The sequence below is a fragment of the Klebsiella aerogenes genome, from assembly GCA_029027985.1.
Taxonomy (GTDB): Bacteria; Pseudomonadota; Gammaproteobacteria; order Enterobacterales; family Enterobacteriaceae; genus Klebsiella; species Klebsiella aerogenes_A.
Genome location: CP119076.1, coordinates 217,834 through 236,316, shown reverse-complemented (window position 1 = coordinate 236,316; position 18,483 = coordinate 217,834). Strand labels below are relative to the sequence as shown.

Annotated in this window: 10 protein-coding genes; 2 read left to right on the top strand and 8 right to left on the bottom strand. The window is 57.8% G+C overall.

What is annotated here, in order from left to right; all coding sequences use genetic code 11:
- Nucleotides 1–212: 212 nt before the first annotated feature.
- Nucleotides 213–1,535 (top strand): MFS transporter, encoded by a 1,323-nt coding sequence (locus tag PYR66_01065; protein WEF28357.1) that lies wholly within the window; start codon nucleotides 213–215, stop codon nucleotides 1,533–1,535.
- Between the two features lie 171 nt (nucleotides 1,536–1,706).
- Nucleotides 1,707–2,636 carry a sugar kinase gene (locus PYR66_01060; GenBank protein WEF28356.1) on the top strand — a complete coding sequence of 310 codons (930 nt, stop codon included), beginning with the start codon at nucleotides 1,707–1,709 and terminating at the stop codon, nucleotides 2,634–2,636.
- 147 nt (nucleotides 2,637–2,783) lie between these two features.
- Here PYR66_01060 and PYR66_01055 read toward each other — a convergent pair whose 3' ends face one another.
- The 8 genes from PYR66_01055 to bcsQ form a co-directional block, all read right to left on the bottom strand.
- Entirely contained in the window at nucleotides 2,784–4,283 is a 1,500-nt protein-coding gene (locus PYR66_01055; GenBank protein ID WEF28355.1) for a pitrilysin family protein, read from the bottom strand.
- 220 nt (nucleotides 4,284–4,503) lie between these two features.
- The gene (locus tag PYR66_01050) at nucleotides 4,504–5,790 is read right to left on the bottom strand and encodes a dicarboxylate/amino acid:cation symporter (protein ID WEF28354.1); all 1,287 of its coding nucleotides are present in this window, start codon (nucleotides 5,788–5,790) and stop codon (nucleotides 4,504–4,506) included.
- A 156-nt stretch (nucleotides 5,791–5,946) separates the two neighbouring features.
- Complete coding sequence (gene hmsP / locus PYR66_01045) at nucleotides 5,947–7,953, bottom strand: biofilm formation regulator HmsP (protein WEF28353.1); 2,007 nt, start codon at nucleotides 7,951–7,953, stop codon at nucleotides 5,947–5,949.
- A gap of 224 nt (nucleotides 7,954–8,177) precedes the next feature.
- A complete protein-coding gene (gene bcsC, locus PYR66_01040) occupies nucleotides 8,178–11,663 on the bottom strand; it encodes a cellulose synthase complex outer membrane protein BcsC (protein WEF28352.1) in 3,486 nt (1,161 codons plus the stop codon).
- A complete protein-coding gene (bcsZ, locus tag PYR66_01035) occupies nucleotides 11,645–12,754 on the bottom strand; it encodes a cellulose synthase complex periplasmic endoglucanase BcsZ (protein WEF30548.1) in 1,110 nt (369 codons plus the stop codon). The genes bcsC and bcsZ overlap by 19 nt, the downstream gene beginning before the upstream one ends.
- A gap of 3 nt (nucleotides 12,755–12,757) precedes the next feature.
- Nucleotides 12,758–15,118, bottom strand: coding sequence for a cellulose biosynthesis cyclic di-GMP-binding regulatory protein BcsB (bcsB, locus tag PYR66_01030; GenBank protein ID WEF28351.1), 2,361 nt, complete (start codon nucleotides 15,116–15,118; stop codon nucleotides 12,758–12,760).
- Between the two features lie 10 nt (nucleotides 15,119–15,128).
- Nucleotides 15,129–17,747 carry a UDP-forming cellulose synthase catalytic subunit gene (gene bcsA / locus PYR66_01025; GenBank protein ID WEF28350.1) on the bottom strand — a complete coding sequence of 873 codons (2,619 nt, stop codon included), beginning with the start codon at nucleotides 17,745–17,747 and terminating at the stop codon, nucleotides 15,129–15,131.
- On the bottom strand, nucleotides 17,744–18,481 hold the full coding sequence (gene bcsQ / locus PYR66_01020) for a cellulose biosynthesis protein BcsQ (GenBank protein ID WEF28349.1): 738 nt from the start codon (nucleotides 18,479–18,481) through the stop codon (nucleotides 17,744–17,746). Before bcsQ ends, bcsA begins: the two co-directional genes overlap by 4 nt.
- Nucleotides 18,482–18,483 lie beyond the last annotated feature (2 nt).

The following is an 18,483-nucleotide window of genomic DNA, read 5'->3' as shown; positions in this document are numbered from 1 at the left end:
TAAATCCAACGTGTAACTTTTATTTAACCTAAAACTGGTTTTATTCTCTATTATTTTAATTATGTGAAGCATTTCATGGACGATATTTTCTCAGGGCGAAAATTATTCGCTTTTTGCCTGTTTTTTGCGCGACTCCGTGATTTGTTACAGATTGAAATGTCTCTTTTGCTGTGGCTATATGGCTTTTCGTTCGCTAAAAATAAGAAAGATCTATGCAAGCCACAGCCACTACCATCGACAACGCGCAAGACGCCACGCCGGTCAATTCGCGTAATAAGGTCGTCGTCGCCTCGCTCATCGGCACCGCCATTGAGTTCTTCGACTTCTATATTTACGCCACCGCCGCGGTTATCGTCTTCCCACATATCTTCTTTCCGCAGGGCGATGCCGCCGCCGCGACGCTACAGTCGCTGGCGACCTTCGCTATCGCCTTTGTCGCGCGGCCCATCGGTTCGGCGCTGTTCGGCCACTTCGGCGACCGTGTCGGCCGTAAGGTCACCCTCGTCGCTTCGTTGCTGACCATGGGGATCTCGACCGTGGTTATCGGCCTGCTGCCGAGCTATGAGAGCATTGGCATTCTGGCGCCGATGCTGCTGGCGCTGGCGCGCTTTGGTCAGGGCCTCGGCCTTGGCGGTGAATGGGGCGGCGCGGCGCTGCTGGCGACGGAAAATGCTCCGCCGCGCAAACGGGCACTGTACGGTTCTTTCCCGCAGCTGGGCGCGCCGATCGGCTTCTTCTTCGCCAACGGTACCTTCCTGCTGCTGTCGTGGCTGCTGAGCGACCAGCAGTTTATGGAATGGGGCTGGCGCGTACCGTTTATCTTCTCCGCCGTGCTGGTCATTATCGGTCTGTACGTTCGAGTTTCACTGCATGAAACGCCGGTGTTCGCCAAGGTGGCGGCAGCGAAAAAACAGGTCAAAATCCCGCTCGGCACCCTGCTGACCAAACACCTGCGCGTGACCGTGCTCGGCACCTTTATCATGCTGGCGACCTATACCCTGTTCTACATCATGACCGTTTACTCGATGACCTTCAGTACCGCCGCAGCGCCGATCGGTTTAGGGCTACCGCGTAACGAAGTGCTGTGGATGCTGATGATGGCGGTCATTGGTTTCGGCGTAATGGTGCCGGTGGCAGGCCTGCTGGCAGATGCCTTTGGCCGTCGTAAGAGCATGATTATCATCACCACGATGATTATCCTGTTTGCGCTGTTCGCCTTTAAACCGATGTTGGGTTCCGGCAATCCGCTGCTGGTCTTCGCTTTCCTGCTGCTCGGTCTGAGCCTGATGGGGCTGACGTTCGGCCCAATGGGCGCACTGCTGCCGGAGCTATTCCCGACGGAAGTTCGTTACACCGGCGCATCGTTCTCCTATAACGTCGCGTCGATCCTCGGCGCCTCGGTCGCGCCGTATATCGCCGCCTGGCTGCAGGGTAACTACGGTCTGGCCGCGGTTGGCACCTATCTGGCGGTCATGGCGGCGCTGACGCTGATCGCTCTACTGCTGACCCACGAAACCCGCCACCAGTCGCTGTAAGTTGCTGGCCCTGACGCTTGCGCCGTCAGGGCCATTTCCCCGCCAAATACGCTTTTCGTCACATTATGCGCGTCAGGTCAAAAAATAATGGAACGATGTTTTAATATTGTTGACCACTATGACAGCGCAGCGCAAACTAGTGCTAATTTCGATTCAATTCAGGTCAGCACTATGTCTAAGAAAATTGCCGTGATTGGCGAATGTATGATTGAACTGTCAGAGAAGAACGCGGCGGTAAATCGCGGCTTCGGCGGCGATACCTTAAACACTTCCGTGTATATCGCGCGCCAGACCAGCGCCGAGGCATTGAGCGTGCATTACGTCACCGCGCTGGGCACCGATACCTTCAGCCAGCAGATGCTGGAATCATGGCAGGGCGAGCAGGTAAAAACCGATCTGATCCAGCGTATGGCTGACCGCCTGCCTGGCCTGTACTACATTGAAACGGACGATACCGGCGAGCGCACGTTCTACTACTGGCGCAATGAGGCCGCCGCCAAATTCTGGCTCGAAAGCGAGAGTGCGGACGCTATCTGCGAAACGCTGGCGACCTTTGACTACCTCTACCTGAGCGGCATCAGCCTCGCCATTCTTAGCGCAGCCAGCCGCGAAAAACTGCTCACCCTGCTGCGTGAATGCCGCGCCAACGGGGGGAAAGTGATTTTCGATAACAACTACCGCCCGCGCCTGTGGGCCAGCAAAGAAGAGACCCGCCAGGTTTATCAGCAAATGCTGGAATGTACCGATATCGCCTTCCTGACTCTGGATGACGAAGACGCGCTGTGGGGGGAAGTACCGGTAGCGGAGGTTATCGCTCGCACCCATGCCGCGGGCGTGGAAGAAGTGGTCGTGAAGCGCGGCGCCGATTCCTGCCTGGTGGCGATTGCCGGCCAGCCACTGCTGGAGATACCTGCAGTGACGTTGCCGAAAGAGAACGTGATCGATACCACCGCGGCAGGTGATTCGTTCAGCGCCGGTTATCTGGCGGTGCGCCTGACCGGCGGCGACGCCGAAGCGGCCGCGAAGCGCGGGCACCTGACCGCCAGCACGGTGATTCAATATCGCGGCGCGATTATCCCACGCGAAGCCATGCCGGAGTAATACCCTGCGAGGGTGACAAGTGGCGCGGACCGCAGGTCAGGTAAGCGAAGCGCCACCTGACAAATAACGGCGCAACCGGGATTTTCCCTGCTCGCGCTGCGCTTAGCGCCACCCGGCGCAAAAACGACTCCACGCCCGCTGCCGATGTTACTGTGCAGGAGGAATATCCGACGCCTCACTATGCGCATCGACCGCCTCCGGCGCTGCGCTCACTGCCGCAGCGGGCGCTGGCACCATCAGTTTTTCCCACGTCGCTTTCAGATCCTTCATGTTGTACTCCGGCTCGCCCTTCGGCTGCTGCAACACCAGCGCCATATCCTGGGACAGCTGCTGGCGCAGATATTGGTTCAACATGTCGACCGTCAGTGAATTCAGGAACTCCTGACGCAGCTTCTGATACTGCTCCGGCGCGATATCCACCACCTGATTTTGCAGCGAACGCATGCGCTGGCTAATCAGGATATCGGTATCGGTTCGCGCATAGGTGGCGAACAGTTTTTGCAGCTCGAGGTTCTTCTGCGCAATCAGCGCATCAAACTCTTCCTGCGGCAGGCCGTTGTCACGCACTTTCGCCAGCTCGCGCGACACCGCGCCCAGGTTCGCATTCAGGCGCTCGCCCGGTGAGTCGATATTGATAGCGCACTGAGCGCGCTGGTACAGCACCCGGCAATCGAAGCCGAGGCCAATATCCTTAACGTTGCTTTTGCTCAGATTCTGCTGCACGTGCCAGAACAGCGCTTCACGCGCTAAATCATCGCGCCAGTAACGCTGCAGCGCGGCGGAATCGCGGATCGGCTGCCACGGAGAATCCCACATGATCGACAGCTTATCCTGACTCACGGCCTCGGTCATGATGCTAACCGGCGTAGCTGGCAGCGGAGAGAGCGTCGGCACGGCCACTGGCGTTTCGCGTTTGCCCTTCAGTTCGCCGAAGGTTTTGTTGATCTGCTCAGCGACGCTGCGGCTATCGACGTTACCGACGATAATCAGCGTCATCGCATCCGGGGTATACCACTTCTGGTAAAACTCTTTGAGCTGCTTAATATCGATCGGCTGCTTCATCGGCGCCGCCGGATCGTGGCCGAGCATCGTCGAGCCCTTCAGGCGATAGCGCCACCAGCCTTCCTGGGTATCCAACGGCCAGGTCGCCACCATATCACCGCCCTGCAGCGCATGGTTGATTGCCTTCTGGGTAATGTCCAACTTACCGTTGGCGTCCGCCAGCCAGCTCAGCGCCTCTTTCAGCAGATCGTTGCGGTTATTTGGCAGGCTCAGGTTAAACAGCGTGAAATCGTAAGAAACAATCGCCGGCGGCAGAGGACGCTTCGGGTCAATACTCTGCTGCCACAGCGAACGCGCCTGCATCGTCGGGAGGCTGCCGCTTTGGGTCAGCGCCAGGCGCGGAATGAAATGGCTGAAGCCGCTCTGCTGAGTGCTTTCACTCAGCGAGCCAATATTCACGGACAAGCGGACTTCGACGCGATCGCTAGGGCGCTGCGGCGTGGCCAGCACCTGCCACGAAAAACCGTTCGCCAACGTCCCTTGTTGCCAGGCCGGGTCCGGCTGGAGCGCTTCTGCCTGCACAGAACCGGCCGTCGCCATCATCAGCAAACCACCGGTTAAGAGTCGAATTTTTGTGCCCTGCATGTGAACCCCTGATGAACGTTCCTGGTTACATAGGCAACCCATCGCCGGGTTACCGAAAAAGGTGGTGAATCAAACACGTCGGTTAGACCACGCGGAGACGAAAATGTCACATGAAGATGTAAAATAATCATGAGATATCATCCCCCATCCAGAGGGATGATACCTAATTTTGCGCAGGAGCCCATAGTCCAGTAAGGATCTATGGGCATAACATGAGGATTTAAGAGGATAATTCTTGCGATTTGTTCACTGGGTCGCGGTTGTTCAACACATCATCAAGCTGTTTGGAATCAAGCTCTTTCACCCATTTCGCTACCACGATGGTCGCCACGCCGTTACCCACCAGGTTGGTCAGCGCGCGCGCTTCGGACATAAAGCGGTCGATACCCAAAATCAGCGCCAGGCCCGCTACCGGCAGATGTCCCACCGCAGAGATCGTCGCCGCCAGCACGATAAACCCACTACCGGTGACGCCCGCCGCCCCTTTCGAGGAGAGCAACAGGACAACCAGCAGGGTCACCTGATGGAAAATATCCATATGGCTGTTAGTGGCCTGGGCGATAAACACCGCCGCCATCGTCAGGTAGATGGAGGTACCATCCAGATTGAAGGAATAACCGGTCGGGATAACCAACCCCACCACCGATTTACGGCAGCCCAGCTTCTCCATTTTATCCAGCATTCGCGGCAGCGCGGATTCAGAGGACGAGGTACCGAGAACAATCAGCAGCTCTTCGCGAATATAGCGAATGAACTTGAAGATGCTAAAGCCAGTCGCCCGTGCGATAGAACCCAACACCAGCACGACGAACAGAATACAGGTGATATAGAAGCAGATAATCAACTGACCCAGTTGCACCAGGGTACCGACGCCGTATTTACCAATGGTAAAGGCCATCGCACCGAAAGCGCCGATCGGCGCCAGACGCATGATCATATTGATGATGCCGAAAATAACCTGCGAGAAGCTTTCGATAACGTTAAAAATCAGCTGGCCTTTGCTGCCCAGGCGATGCAGAGCAAAACCGAAGAGGACAGCAAACATCAGCACCTGCAGAATATTGCCGCTGGCGAACGCGCCGATCACGCTGCCCGGGATGATATCGAGTAAGAAGGCAACAACACCCTGATCTTTGGCCTGCTCAGCATAGACCGCCACCGCGTGCGCATCCAGCGTCGCCGGATCGACGTTCATGCCCGCGCCGGGTTGCACCACGTTAACAATGATAAGACCGATAATCAGCGCAATGGTACTCACCACTTCGAAATAGAGTAGCGCCACCGCACCGGTGCGACCGACGGCCTTCATGCTTTCCATCCCGGCAATACCTGTCACAACGGTACAGAAGATAACCGGGGCGATGACCATTTTAATCAGTTTTACGAAGGCGTCGCCGAACGGTTTCATTTGCGCGCCAAGCTCCGGGTAGAAATGGCCCAGCAAAATACCGATGGCTATAGCCGACAAAACCTGGACATAGAGGCTTTTGAAGAGAGAGAGTTTCATAGGGTGTCCTTTGGGAATAACCACAGACAATGAAAGGTTATAGGTCGTCTGTGGCTTAAAAATAACACCCCGAAAACATTTCAGAAATAAGTAAGCGCGAAGTTGCAACGGAATTGTTAAAATCTTTGAGCTGACTCGCACAAACAAATAAATTTGTTACAAATTTGCATCATCTTTATCGGCATGCAGGAAGCGCTGCATAAAAGACTCCAGCGGCAAGGCGCAACCAAAGAGATACCCTTGGGCGATGTCCACGCCCGCCCCTCGCAACCACGTGAACTGCGCCTCGTTTTCCACGCCCTCAGCGACAATCCGCAGCTTAAGCCCACGCGCCAGCTGGATAATCGCCGGTACCATGCTGGTATCTTCCGGCAACATATCGATAAAGGCTTTATCAATTTTCAGGATATCCACCGGTAGCGACTTCATATGCTGCAACTGGCGCAACCCGGCATAACCCATGCCGAAATCATCAAGGGCAATTCGCGTACCAGACTCGCGCAGCGGACGCAGCAGGGCAATCACCGCCTGCGGATCGTCGAGCCGGCGGCTTTCTGTCACCTCCAGCACCAGCGTACCGGGCGCGATACGGTAACGGGTAATCAGCGCCTGCAGTTCAGCGCCACGATCGGGGTGCATCAGTTGCAACAGCGAGACATTTACCGACAGCGGCAGCATGATCCCCTGCTGTTGCCACGCCGCCAGCTGACGACAGGCTTCTTCCATCACCCAGTAACCTACCGGCACCATCAGTCCGCAGCTTTCAATCCGCGCAATCAGGTCTGACGGCAGCGACCAGCTACCATCAGCCTGACGCTGGCGCAGCAGCACTTCCGCGCCGCAGATTTCGCCGCTGGCCGCCTCCACCTGCGGCTGGAACCAGATAGCAAACTGCTGATTATCCAACGCAGTGAGGATATCCTGCTCTTCCATCAACCGGCGTTGCGCTTTCTCCATCTGTTCCGGGTCAAAGAACTCAATCTGGTTTTTACCTTTGCGGCGAGCAGTCACCGCCGCAGATACCGCCCGGCGATAAAACTGTTCAGCGCTCAGTTCGTTATTAAACATCGCGATGCCGACGCTGGCGCAGGGACGCAGCTGAATGCCGTGCAGCGGCAATCGCTCGCTAACTGAAGTGAGCACTTGCTTACTTAATGAGACCGCTTCCCAGGGTTCACTAAGGCCGGGGGCGAAAATAGCGAAATCGTAACCACTGACCTGGGCCAGTACCATATTGGCCGGAATAACCGCTTTGAGCTTCTCGACCAGCGTCAGCAGCAGCATCTCGCGCTGGCTCTCTTTCAGCACGCCTGCGGCATCCTGCAAGGTTTCACACGCCACCACCAGCAGCGCCGCAGGCTGCGGGCGGGCGGCGGTTTGCTCCAGCAATGCCATCAAAAAGGCTTTATTAGGCAGCTCCGAGATCGGGAAGCGAGTCGACTGCAGCGACAGTTCATCATGCTGGCGCAGCAGCGATTGCTGGTTACGATTGTAGCAACGCACCAGCATGCCAAGTTCGTCATCCTGATGCAGCCGCGGCATGCTCAGCTGATGCCCGAGGCGCTCCTGCTGTGGGATATCGTTAAGCTCGCGAGCAATGACGCGTAGCGGGCGAACAATCAGGCGGTTGATACACCAGGTGAGCGCCACCGTTAGCATCAACACCAAAAGTAAGTAAGTAGTCACTAACGTCGCAAGGGCGCTCATGACAAATTTGTACATGCGATATGAGTCTGCTTGTAGCACCAGATAGGCCAGCGGCTGCGGGTTAGCCGGGCGCTCCAGCGAATAGATCGGCAGGGATATTTGCACCGGCAGTTCAAACATGCGGGTGATCATCACCGGTACCGGGCGCTCGGGAATAAAACGCATCCGTAGCGCCTGGAATTGATTGGGTAGCACCACATCCGCCCGGCTGACGATGCCAGCAGGCTGAATGCGGCCCAGGATGGCTTCCGCCTCGGGGATGTCGGCCTTTAAAATCGATGCCGACAGCGGCTCGCGAACGGAACGGGCGATACTTTCTAATTGCGTGGCCGTGGTAAAGCGACTCTGTTGCACAAAGTGGAACAGCAAAATAGAACAAAAGACGAATACAAACGCCATGGACACGCTCGCGACCATCGCCATCTGTTTAATTGTAAGTGAACGGCTGACGCGCAACGGTGTTCTCCACTGAAACTGAACGCATATCCGGCTAACTCCATCAATGCCGGTCGTTTTCAGACTGATAATAGACTCAAATCATTCACCCGCCAGCCACTCAGCCTCATAGCCCGGTGCCGCCGGGGAAAAGACGGCTGGTATTACCTGAGGCGGGTGAAGTGACGAGTATACGCGAAGAGCGCCGTGGGGTGGCGCCTTGTCGTGTAAATCAGGCTAATCTGCTACCAATCAGCGTAGGGCACCAACGGTTGCGGCGGCATATCCATATCGCCCTGCCAGCCGGAGGCGGAATAGCGCACATACAGTAGCGCGTGGCTTGGGGTGTAATCTTTCGCCTGCTGGATATCGACAGCCGCGCCAACAAACCAGTTGCCGGTCACGCGCCGCTCCACCAGCGCCCGGGCAGTATAACCGAAGCCCTGGCTGCTGCTGCCCTCTTCTTGCTGCTGGCTGGCGTCGTAACGATACGCCGATGGAATCAAATTCAGCAGCGGGTAGCGCGCCTGAGTTTGGGTGCGTGAATGGGACCACGACACCGACCCACCCAACTCCCACGACCAATTTTCAGTGCGCTGACGCCAGGTGACGGGGACCGAGAAGGAAAGATATTCCTGCGGGCTGTAGTAACCGCCCTGGCCCAGTGTGTAGCCGCTGAGGTCTTTGTCGTAGTGCCAGACCATATTGGTCAGGCCGACAGTCACCCGGCGATTATTTTCGTTGATCACTTTGTAGTAGTAACCGGTCATCCAGCGCACGCGCCAGTTATCCTCGACGTTTTTCCCGGTCAGTTGGTCGGCGCCCAGCGACGACCAGATGCCGTTGGCTTCACCTTTATCGTAGCTCAGGCTAATCCCGCCGCCCGCGGCGCGCACGCCGCCCCAGGTCGTGCCGGTATGGCCGTCATTAGAGTTATCCTTCTGGCCGCCGAAAGAGAGCAGCGAGCTGGAAATCGGCCTGCGGTGCACGTTAACGGTGTAACCCACCGGGCCGGCATCGCTACTGTAGCTCAGGCCGCCCACAACATCGACGACATTGAAGCCCATCGGCGTCGTGCCGATATCGCCGCTCCAGGTGTCGTTCTTCCAGCCAACCGCCACGCTAGCGCCGCCGTCGCTCTGATTTTTGCTGCCGCCGTAACAGGTAATTTCACCGCAGGTCCCCCAGCTCGGCGAATAACCGCCATCGCCATCAGTAGAGAACGTCCCCGCATTCATATTCACCACATCGGTACGGAAGAACATCCGTCCGTCATACAGCGGCGCATCAACTTGCAGCATCGTGGTGTGCGCTTTGAGATCCGAATAACCGCCGGTACCGCTGGATCCCCAATAGTCGTGCTCCAGGGTAACGTTAAGATCCTGCTGACGATAAAGATCGGCGGCGTCGCTGCGGATCCCGCGCTTCAACCAATCATCCCGGCTGTCATTACGAGTCAGGCGGGTAAAGGTCTCGTTGTCCTGCGGGCGCGTGGTCGCGACGCCGGAGGCCACCATCGCATCTTTATAGCTTTCCAGTGCCTGCTGGGGTTGGTCGCTTTGAGTCTGGAAGCGCGCGGCATCGCGCAGAACCAGCGCGCTTTCCATCGATGGCGGCTGGCTTTTCGCCTGCGGTACGATACGGTCGAATATTTTCTGCGCCCCGGCGTTGTCGCCAAGCCCGGACTGGGTCAGCGCCACCCGGCGCTGCATGTTGATCGATTCCGCCTCCGCTCCCTTCAGCTGCGCAACCTGCGCGCGGGCGGCGTTTTTATCGCCCTCAGCGAGATAAACTTCTGCCAGCCCGAGACGCGCGTCGCCGTTGTCGGCCTGGCGACTCAGCGCCCGGTTGTACTGGGCGATAGCGGCTTCGTTGTCGCCGCGCTGCTGCGCCCAATCCGCCAGCGTCAGATCGTAACGAACCGATTCCGGTTGCTGTTTAATTAACGTGATAGCCTGCGCCTCCTGGCCGCTATCGCGGAGCTGATTGGCCTGGCGCATCACTTTGTCGCTTTGCAATCGCGCATCCAGTTCGCGAATATTGTCAGTCCACTGGCCGCGCGGCAGCGCGTTAATTTGCGCCAGCGCCAGGTCGTCCTGATTGTTGCCTGATAAATAGAGACCGTAGGCGTAAACCCGGTCAGCCTCGCCCGGCTTGCGGTTGACCATATTGCGCATTAGCGCATCCGCTTGTGCCTGCTGGCCAGCACTGACCAGATCTTTCGCCAGCCGATAGGCGATCCACACGCTCTCCGGATCCATCGCCAGGCGCCGCCGCTGTACTTCCGCCGCCTGCGCCCAGTTACCCTGATTTTCCAGCGCTGCGGCCTGTTTTTCCAGCCGATCGTTGGTGAGGCTACGTTCAATATCATCAATACTGCGCCGCTGGCTGGCGGACAGGCTGGTAATGTAAGCGCTGGCTTTCTCCGGCGATTCGCTGCGGTAGAGATTCGCCAATCCGCGCACCGCCAGACTATTGCCGCGATCCATCCGCAGCGCCTGCTGATAATAGCGCTCCGCGGCCGCGTCATCTTTGCGCGCGGCGGCGACATCACCCAGCCCCAGTACCGCATAGCTATCGGTGTTATCCACCCGCTGCGCCTGGCCGTAAGCGCTTTGCGCCTGCGCCAGTTGGCCCGCTTTCAGCGCGTTATCGCCCTGTTTGATCAACAGCCAGTAGCGGTTGGTTTTCAGCAGGCTGTCCCACTTATCGCGGTTCGGGCTTTTCGGATCCATGGCGATCGCTTTCTTCAACTGCGCCACCGCCCGCGCCCGATCGCCGCGCTGCGAATAGGCTGCGCCCAGCGCGCCCACGGCATCGCTATCGCGGGCATCGGCCCGCACCGCCTGTTGCAGATCGGCAACCGCCTGCGCGGTATTACCGGATTTCACCGCCGCCAGCCCTTCGCTTTTGGCGCGGAAGGTCGGGTCTTGCAACTGCGTTTGCTGCTTGTCGAGCAATACGCGAGCATTGGCTACCGTATCGCCAGTGGTGAACACGACCAGAAAACGCTGTAACGCCCGCACGCTGGCGCGGCTAACCGGCATATCTTTAATTTCATCGAACCACATCGACGAAGCGGCATCGCGCCCCGCTGCCGAGCGCGACATCTGTTCGAGATAAGCGAATCCTTCATCGGGTTTATTATCGGCAAACATCTGTTTCGCCAACGTGGTTTGCAGCGCGACGTTGCCCGGCGAGCTGGCATTCAGCTTTTTCAGCTGATTAATGCCTTCGTTGTGCCGTGCCGGCAGACGCGCAACCAGCGTCCAGTATTCAGTGGCAAAGCCTGCATCCGCCGGTACGCCGTCAAACAGCTTTTCATAGGCGGCGATCGCCTCATCGACATGCCCGGACACACCAAGCAGGCGCGCCTGCTGCAGCGCTTGCTGCCCGCCGCCGGTGCTAATATCAATCTCGCTGCGCGTGGCTTTTAACTCCGACGATTCAGGCGCCAGTTTTGCCAACAGATCGAGCTGCTTTTGCGCGCCGGCGGTATCGCCCTGACGCAACAGGTAACGCGCCCTGGCGGCCAGATAATCAGGGTTATTCGGGTCGATAAGCTCGAGTCGATAGAGCGACTGGCGCACCAGATCCTCACGATGGCTCGCCTCACCCAGGCGCACCTGTTCCAGCAGATGCTGCTGCGCCGGGGTATTCGCCGCCTGCGCCAGCGGTAACAGAGAGAGGCCTAAAGACAGCGTAATGAAGCTTAGTGAGAACTTGCGCATTCCTGGTTCCAGTCAGGTTGTAATTCGCCACCTGCGGCGAAACGAAAACGATGTTGATCCCAGCCCTGGCCAAACAGCGTCAGCACCGCGCTGTAGTAGGCATCCGCGCCGGGATAATAATCGACGACGCGCTGGCGCTGCACCGCGCGGGCGTCGTCATTTTGCAGAAACGGCAACAGCGAGGCCGAGAAACCGACCGGGCCGTCGCCGGTGGTTTTACCGCTGGTGATGTTGGTTTTTTCCGGCGGCAGCCCTTGTTTAATCGTCTGGGTTTCCATCGGTTTGAAACGCGCCAGAAGCCGCGCTTTCTGTTTATCGTCGTTATTGAGCATTCCCACCCATAGATAAACGCGAATGGCGTCATAGCTGCCGATGATCGGTTTATCGGCTTTCAACTGCCAACCGCTGCCTTTTTCATAACGCACCCAGTCCGGCGAGAACCCTTTCGGCGCCGTTTCCAACAGCAGGCGCAGGTTGCTATCGCGGATCTTCGGCCACGGCGCGCCAAAGCGGGTGAAATAGTTGGCAAGCTGCGGCGGCAGGTAGCTCGGATTAAAACGCCAACCTTTATCATCGGCAAAACCGACTTTCCCCGGCAGCACCAACGGCCCCAGCCCCGGAACGTTCGCAACTTCCTCATCGGCTATCCGCGCCAGCAGCGCTTTACCCACCTCGGCGTAGTTATCGACTTTCCACAGACGTCCGGCTTCCAGCAGCGACCAGGTAATCCACAAATCGGAATCCGAGGCCGAATTGGTGTCGAGCACCGTCCATTCGTCATCGCTCTTTTTGCCCCACAGCCAGCCCGGCAGATGAGCGCGTAAATCGCCCTGCGCCAGGTTGTTCTGCGTCCACTGGAAGAGTTTATCGAACCCCTGGCGATCGTTGGCCGCCAGGGCGAAGAACAGCGCGTAGCTTTGTCCTTCGGAGGTGGTGATTTTGCGCGGATCGCTGGGGTCGATGACCCGCCCTTCGGCGCTGACATACTCTTTTTTAAACTGCTCCCAGGCAGGCCACTGGCAGGCGGCGCTAACCTGCGCCGCCGCCAGCATCAAGACCACGAGAAGTCCCCCGCGAACCACGTTCATCAGCAATTACTCATCATCAGGATCAAGACGACGACGACTGAAAATGCGCAGCATGCGCCACAGCACCCATGCCAACAGCACAATGCTGACAGCCGCCAGAATAGCCAACAGAACCGGATGGTTGGAGAGCGCGAACCAGATGCGCTCGAACCATGGCAGGTGGCCGACGTAATAGATATCGCCAACCCGCAGACTGTTGACGCCGGACTCACGAATCACTGCAACCGAGCCGAACATCGCCGCCCGCTTACCGCTGTCGTTTAACGCATTAGTGAGCAGTTCATTGCCACGCTGGCTATCCGCCATCAGGGCAATCACGCTGCGCTGGTCGTTATACGGCGACTGGAAACCGATAATGGCCGCCATTGGACCGGAGGAGGTGATGTCGGTCCGCACGTGCGGCGCCCGCGCGTCATTGTCCGGGTAGATGCTGGCCAGGTCATAGTGGCGCATCGGCGTTTTCACCCAGCTTTTCGTCGCCTCAACCAGCAGGTTGATTTTGGTATCGTCCTTCAGCGATGCCGGGATAGCACCAATCAGCATCAGGTCAGCGTCTTTGCCTTTAATCTGGTTGCCGTCATCGGTCATCTGCATATTGATAGCGGCCAGACCGGTCTGTGCGCCAATACCGCCTACCGCCTGCAGCAAGGTCGCAACCTGCCCTGCGGTTGGCGTTTTCGGCACCACAATCAACGTCTGAGAAAGGTCGGCCATGCGGGTATACGGGAAACCGGCGTTGGCGAAGACACGCAGATCCGGCATCGCCATGAAGTGGTAATATTTGGAGAAGTCGATGGTTGAGTCATCGCCGATCACCACGTGGTTCTGCACCGGCTGGAAGGTAATACAGTTATCAATGTTGCCGCCAGGCATCGGATTCATGTACTGGAAGTCAAAGCGCAGCTGGTTCATCGCGCCAAGACGCAGCGCCGGAATAGTCACTTCGTTTTTACCATCCAGCAGCCCTTGCAGCACCGGCAGGCGTAGAATCAGCTTATTCACATCCTGCGAGCTGTTGAGGCTGAAGGACTGCAGGAACTGATCGTTCAGGCTGATATCCATCCGCGAACTGTCTTTCATCGGCGGCATGGTATAGCGATATTTCAAATCCATATCGATACCGTTGGCACGCAGTAAGTACAGGTCCGGCGGTAAATTCAGGGCCACGTTAATCGCATCCGGCACCAGGCCGCTGGATTGCAGCTGCTGCTCATAGGTTTTCAATTCACCGAAGGTGACCGGGCGATCGGTACGCACCCAATTTGGCGCATCGTAAGGCTGACGCGCTTTCAGCTCTTTCACGCCGTCCACCACCACGCTATTGCCGCGGAACAAAATATTGCCCTGGGCAATGCCCTTCGCCGCCAACAGCAGGTCTTTATCGTCACGGCCGAAGACCACCAGCAATTTAACGTATGGGTTGCTCGGATGGTCGATCATTTCGATGGTCGGCGCTTTCACTGGCGGATGGTCACGCAGGAAGTCCGGGCGCTTATCGTTGGTGGCGAAGACAATGGCGTTGCGATCCGGTAGCTCGTTGAAGGAGACCGGGAAATTCTGCCCGCGCCAGCCCGCTTTGCTACCGAACCAGGAGGCGACAATCGCCGCCGCCTGCTGCTGCTCAACGTCCGGGGCGGAAGCGAAGACCATCGGCAGCGTCAGTTGACGATTATCGCGAGAGTCGAAGAACGGCACCGGGAAATGGGACAGATCGTTACGCACCTGTAGCGACTGGTAGGTTAAATCCAGATAGCTCTCGCGGCCAATGTCCAGCCACAGCGTGCTGCTGGCCGGGTTTTCACAGACATCGCGATAGTGGCCGACAAACTCCAGCCTCACGCGGTTAAAATCGGTGATATACAGCGGATCGACGGGGATCTGCGCGCTCACCTTTTTCCCCAGTTGCTCTTTGGTGACCGGCAGCACGCCCATCAGTTCGTCATTAAGATAGACCTTCAGTTGCGACTGTACCGGCAGCAACGATGGCGACGGCGTGTACTCGAGATTGAGCAGCGCTTTAGCCACCACTTCATCGCTGCGCATACCGAATTCAACGGCGCCATCCGGGTGCGAACCGCGCAGCACCATGCTGCCCGGCGGCGGTGCGATTTGCGCGAAGGTCAGCTTCACGTCGCGGGTCGGAATGTTATCCGCCACCACCACCGGCGCGGCGGGGTCGACAACGGTCGCCGTTGGCTGGCCGTCGACAACTACCGGCGCCGGCTGGGTCATATTCGTTCCCGTCGCGACGGGCGCCTGCGCCACCGCGGCATTCGGCGTCGTCGCCGGAGCAGAATAAGATGCGAAGGGGTACCAGCTGCTCATTCCCACCGCCACTGCACAAATCAAGGAAAGTTTTCTTTTCATCGCATTATCATCATTGTTGAGCCATTGCCGGTTCTGCCGAGAGTACCGCCGCGGCGCGTTCGGGACGGCGCGGTAAAAACGATACGATCCAGGCCACCAGCGAGGTGAGCGAGCGGAAAATAACCTTCACCGACGGTGGAGAAAACTCCGCCAGGTGACGATATCCACGGAACCCCAGCTTGAGGATATCCAGCAGGCTTTCCATCGGTTTATCTTCCGGGAAGCTATCCTGCCAAAGCGCCCACGTATCAGCGCGGGCAAACGTACACTGCACAAAATCAATATGTTGCTGGTTGGTCAACGGTAGCAGCTGCAGGCCGACTTCACTGCCGTTCACCCGCGCCACCCGCACCGGGAAAACATATTCCTGCTGCCCGCGTTTCAGCAGCAGATTGATGTTCTGCCCTTCCAGCACTTGGGCTTCGCCGTGAATTTTGATCCCCAGCCCCCCATCGGAGTAGTCGTGAACGGTGCAGGAGAACAAGTGGCCATCAGGACGGGCAATCGCCGCCGGCATCGACATCTCCACGCGGTGCGAACGCCGCACCTGTTTACTCTCTACCGATACCGCCACGGCGCCGCCGAGAATGATTAAGTTATAAAACACCCAGATAATGCTTACCCAGACGGTCAACATTTCGTTTTCCGGCCCGTACATAAAGCGCCAGATGCCGACCGCCACGCCCAGCAGATTCAGCAGGACGAGATAAATATAGGGGCGAGAGATAACCCAATCGACATACTCATCTTTCACCAGCCCCCCTTTGGCGGTGACGTTGAACTTGCCTTTATGCGGATTAATCAGCGCAACGAACGTCGGCGGCGCGATATACCAGGCCAGCACCGTTTCGTAGATTTCACTCCAGAAAGAGTGGCGATATTTCCCCTGAATTTTCGAGTTCGTCAGGCTGGCGTGGATCATGTGCGGTAGCACGAACAGGGCGATCATCAGCGCTGGCGCATAAATGATATAGGCGTGCAGCAGCAGAAATGCCAGCGGCGCGGTGAGGAAGATGAGTCGCGGGATACCAGATAAGAAGTGCAGCATCGCGTTGACATAACAGATGCGCTGCGCCAGCTTCAGCCCTTTACCGAACAATGGGTTATCAAGGCGGAAAATTTGCACCATTCCACGCGCCCAACGAATACGCTGGCCGATGTGCGCCGACAGGCTCTCCGTCGCCAGCCCTGCCGCCTGCGGAATACGCATGTAGGCGGAGGTATGGCCTCGGCGATGCAAGCGCAACGAGGTGTGGGCATCTTCGGTCACCGTCTCAACGGCAATGCCGCCGATTTCATCCAGCGGGCCGCGGCGAATCACCGCGCAGGATCCGCAGAAGAAGGTCGCGTCCCACATGTCGTTGCCGTCCTGCACCAGGCCGTAGAACAAGGTGCCCTCGTTCGGCGTTTTACGGAAGCGGCCCAGGTTGCGCTCGAATGGATCCGGCGAAAAGAAGTGGTGCGGCGTCTGCATCATCGCCAGTTTTTTGTCTTTCAGGAACCAGCCCATCGTCATCTGCAGGAACGAGCGCGTCGGCACGTGGTCACAGTCGAAAATCGAGACAAACTCGCCTTTGGCATACTTCAGCGCGTTGTTGATGTTACCCGCTTTGGCGTGCTCGTGGCTGGTGCGCGCGATGTAATGCACACCGACATCTTTGGCGAACTGGCGAAACTCTTCGCGACCGCCGTCATCAAGGATCCAGATATTGAGCTTATCCTTCGGCCAATCAATCCCCTGCGAGGCGTAGATAGTGTTTTTCACCACGCTGAGATCTTCGTTGTAGGTCGGCACGAAAAGGTCTACCGTCGGCCACTCATTCATGTCTTTCGGCAGCGGCACCGGCTGGCGGTTCAACGGCCATACCACCTGGAAATAGCCCAACACCAGCACGATCCAGGCATAGGTTTCGGCAAACAGCAGAATCAATCCGCACACCAGACTCACCGGGTCGTTCCAGTTGAGGGTCGAGGTATAACGCCACCAGATGTAACGGCAGGAGACGGTCAGCGACAGCACGATCAGCATCAAAGCGGAGAAGCGCCCCGGAATACGACGGACCAGCAGCGCCACGCCCCATAGCAGCAGCAAGAAAATAAATTGCGATAGCGGGTTAAACGGCTGGGTAATACACAGCAGCGCCAGCACCAGCGAGAAGCCAGTGATCGTGCCAAGCACCAGCCGCCGCAGTTTCGGATGGAGATGTTCGAGCTCTTTTTGTTTATCCAGATGGCCGGTGCGGGTGCTGACCTTCTCGGGCAATTTTTCCATCCACTGCGCATAGCGCCCGTGGACCCCTTCCAGCGCCGCCAGCGAGCGCCAGTTGATTTTCTTATCGGGTTCAGGCACCCGGGTGGCCAGCAGCCATAGCGACTGCAACAGATAGCGCAGCGGATCCAACGGGCGCGGGCGATGCGGATTAATATGCGGGAAATAGTCGGCGTGACGCTCGCGTATCGCTTGCCAACGCGGCGTCTCCAGCGGCATAAACGCCCATGCCAGCGCCGTCCACAGGCAGCCGAGAAAAGCCGAGAGCACCGACGCGCCGTGCTGGCGATAATCGCGATAGCGTTCGCTCAGGCGCTCGCCGACCGGCGGCGCCAGCAACAGCGTACTCAGACGGATCATACCGCCACCTTGCTGGCGTAATGCAGTAAACACCAGTTGGCCAGCGTCAGAACCTCTTCCGCCGCCAGCGAATCCTGGCGATATTCGCCAAGCGGCTGTTTCGCCGCCAGGCACTCCGCCATCGCTTCATCGCGGTGGATAGTCACCGGCAGAATACGCCGCTGGCTTTCCAGCCATAGCTGATACAGATCCTCCTGCAGTTGGCTGCCGACACGCAGGTCGTTAATCAAAATATCAGCGTTGGCGGGCAACGCCTGCTGGTGCAGACGAATATGACTATTGCCGTCAGGATGCACCACCTGCAGCGCGCGATCGCAGACGCCCAGCAGTTCGCGGGTAAGTGGGGAATAGCCTTCCGGGATATCGATCAGCAGCCAGCGATGAGCGCCTTGCCGATCGAGCTGTTTGAGCTGTGCCGCGATAGGTTCCAGCGCCGTACTGAGTTTATCAACGTGCTCACGCTCGCCGGGAGTCAGGCGGCCAAACGGCAGCAGATCGATATTCGAGGTATAACGTAGGCCGGCATCGCGCCAGTCACGACCGTCAATCAACGAACGCGCCCAGCCATTCTGATGGTCGAAATCCACGTTGAAAAAAAAGCGCAGCATGTTGTCCGGGCTGGCATCGACAACCAACACGGTTTCGCCGAGCAGTTGCAACGCCCAAGCCAGAGCGGCAGTAATCGATGTAGTGCCTACGCCACCGCGTATGCCTTGTAACCCCAGAATCGCCATGA

What these genes read in the sequence shown, in the direction of transcription:
- PYR66_01065 (WEF28357.1), top strand. Translation starts at nt 213, where the DNA reads ATGCAAGCCACAGCCACTACCATCGACAACGCGCAAGACGCCACGCCG.
- PYR66_01060 (WEF28356.1), top strand. Translation starts at nt 1,707, where the DNA reads ATGTCTAAGAAAATTGCCGTGATTGGCGAATGTATGATTGAACTGTCA.
- PYR66_01055 (WEF28355.1), bottom strand. Translation starts at nt 4,283, where the DNA reads ATGCAGGGCACAAAAATTCGACTCTTAACCGGTGGTTTGCTGATGATG.
- PYR66_01050 (WEF28354.1), bottom strand. Translation starts at nt 5,790, where the DNA reads ATGAAACTCTCTCTCTTCAAAAGCCTCTATGTCCAGGTTTTGTCGGCT.
- bcsC (WEF28352.1), bottom strand. Translation starts at nt 11,663, where the DNA reads ATGCGCAAGTTCTCACTAAGCTTCATTACGCTGTCTTTAGGCCTCTCT.
- bcsB (WEF28351.1), bottom strand. Translation starts at nt 15,118, where the DNA reads ATGAAAAGAAAACTTTCCTTGATTTGTGCAGTGGCGGTGGGAATGAGC.
- bcsA (WEF28350.1), bottom strand. Translation starts at nt 17,747, where the DNA reads ATGATCCGTCTGAGTACGCTGTTGCTGGCGCCGCCGGTCGGCGAGCGC.
- bcsQ (WEF28349.1), bottom strand. Translation starts at nt 18,481, where the DNA reads ATGGCGATTCTGGGGTTACAAGGCATACGCGGTGGCGTAGGCACTACA.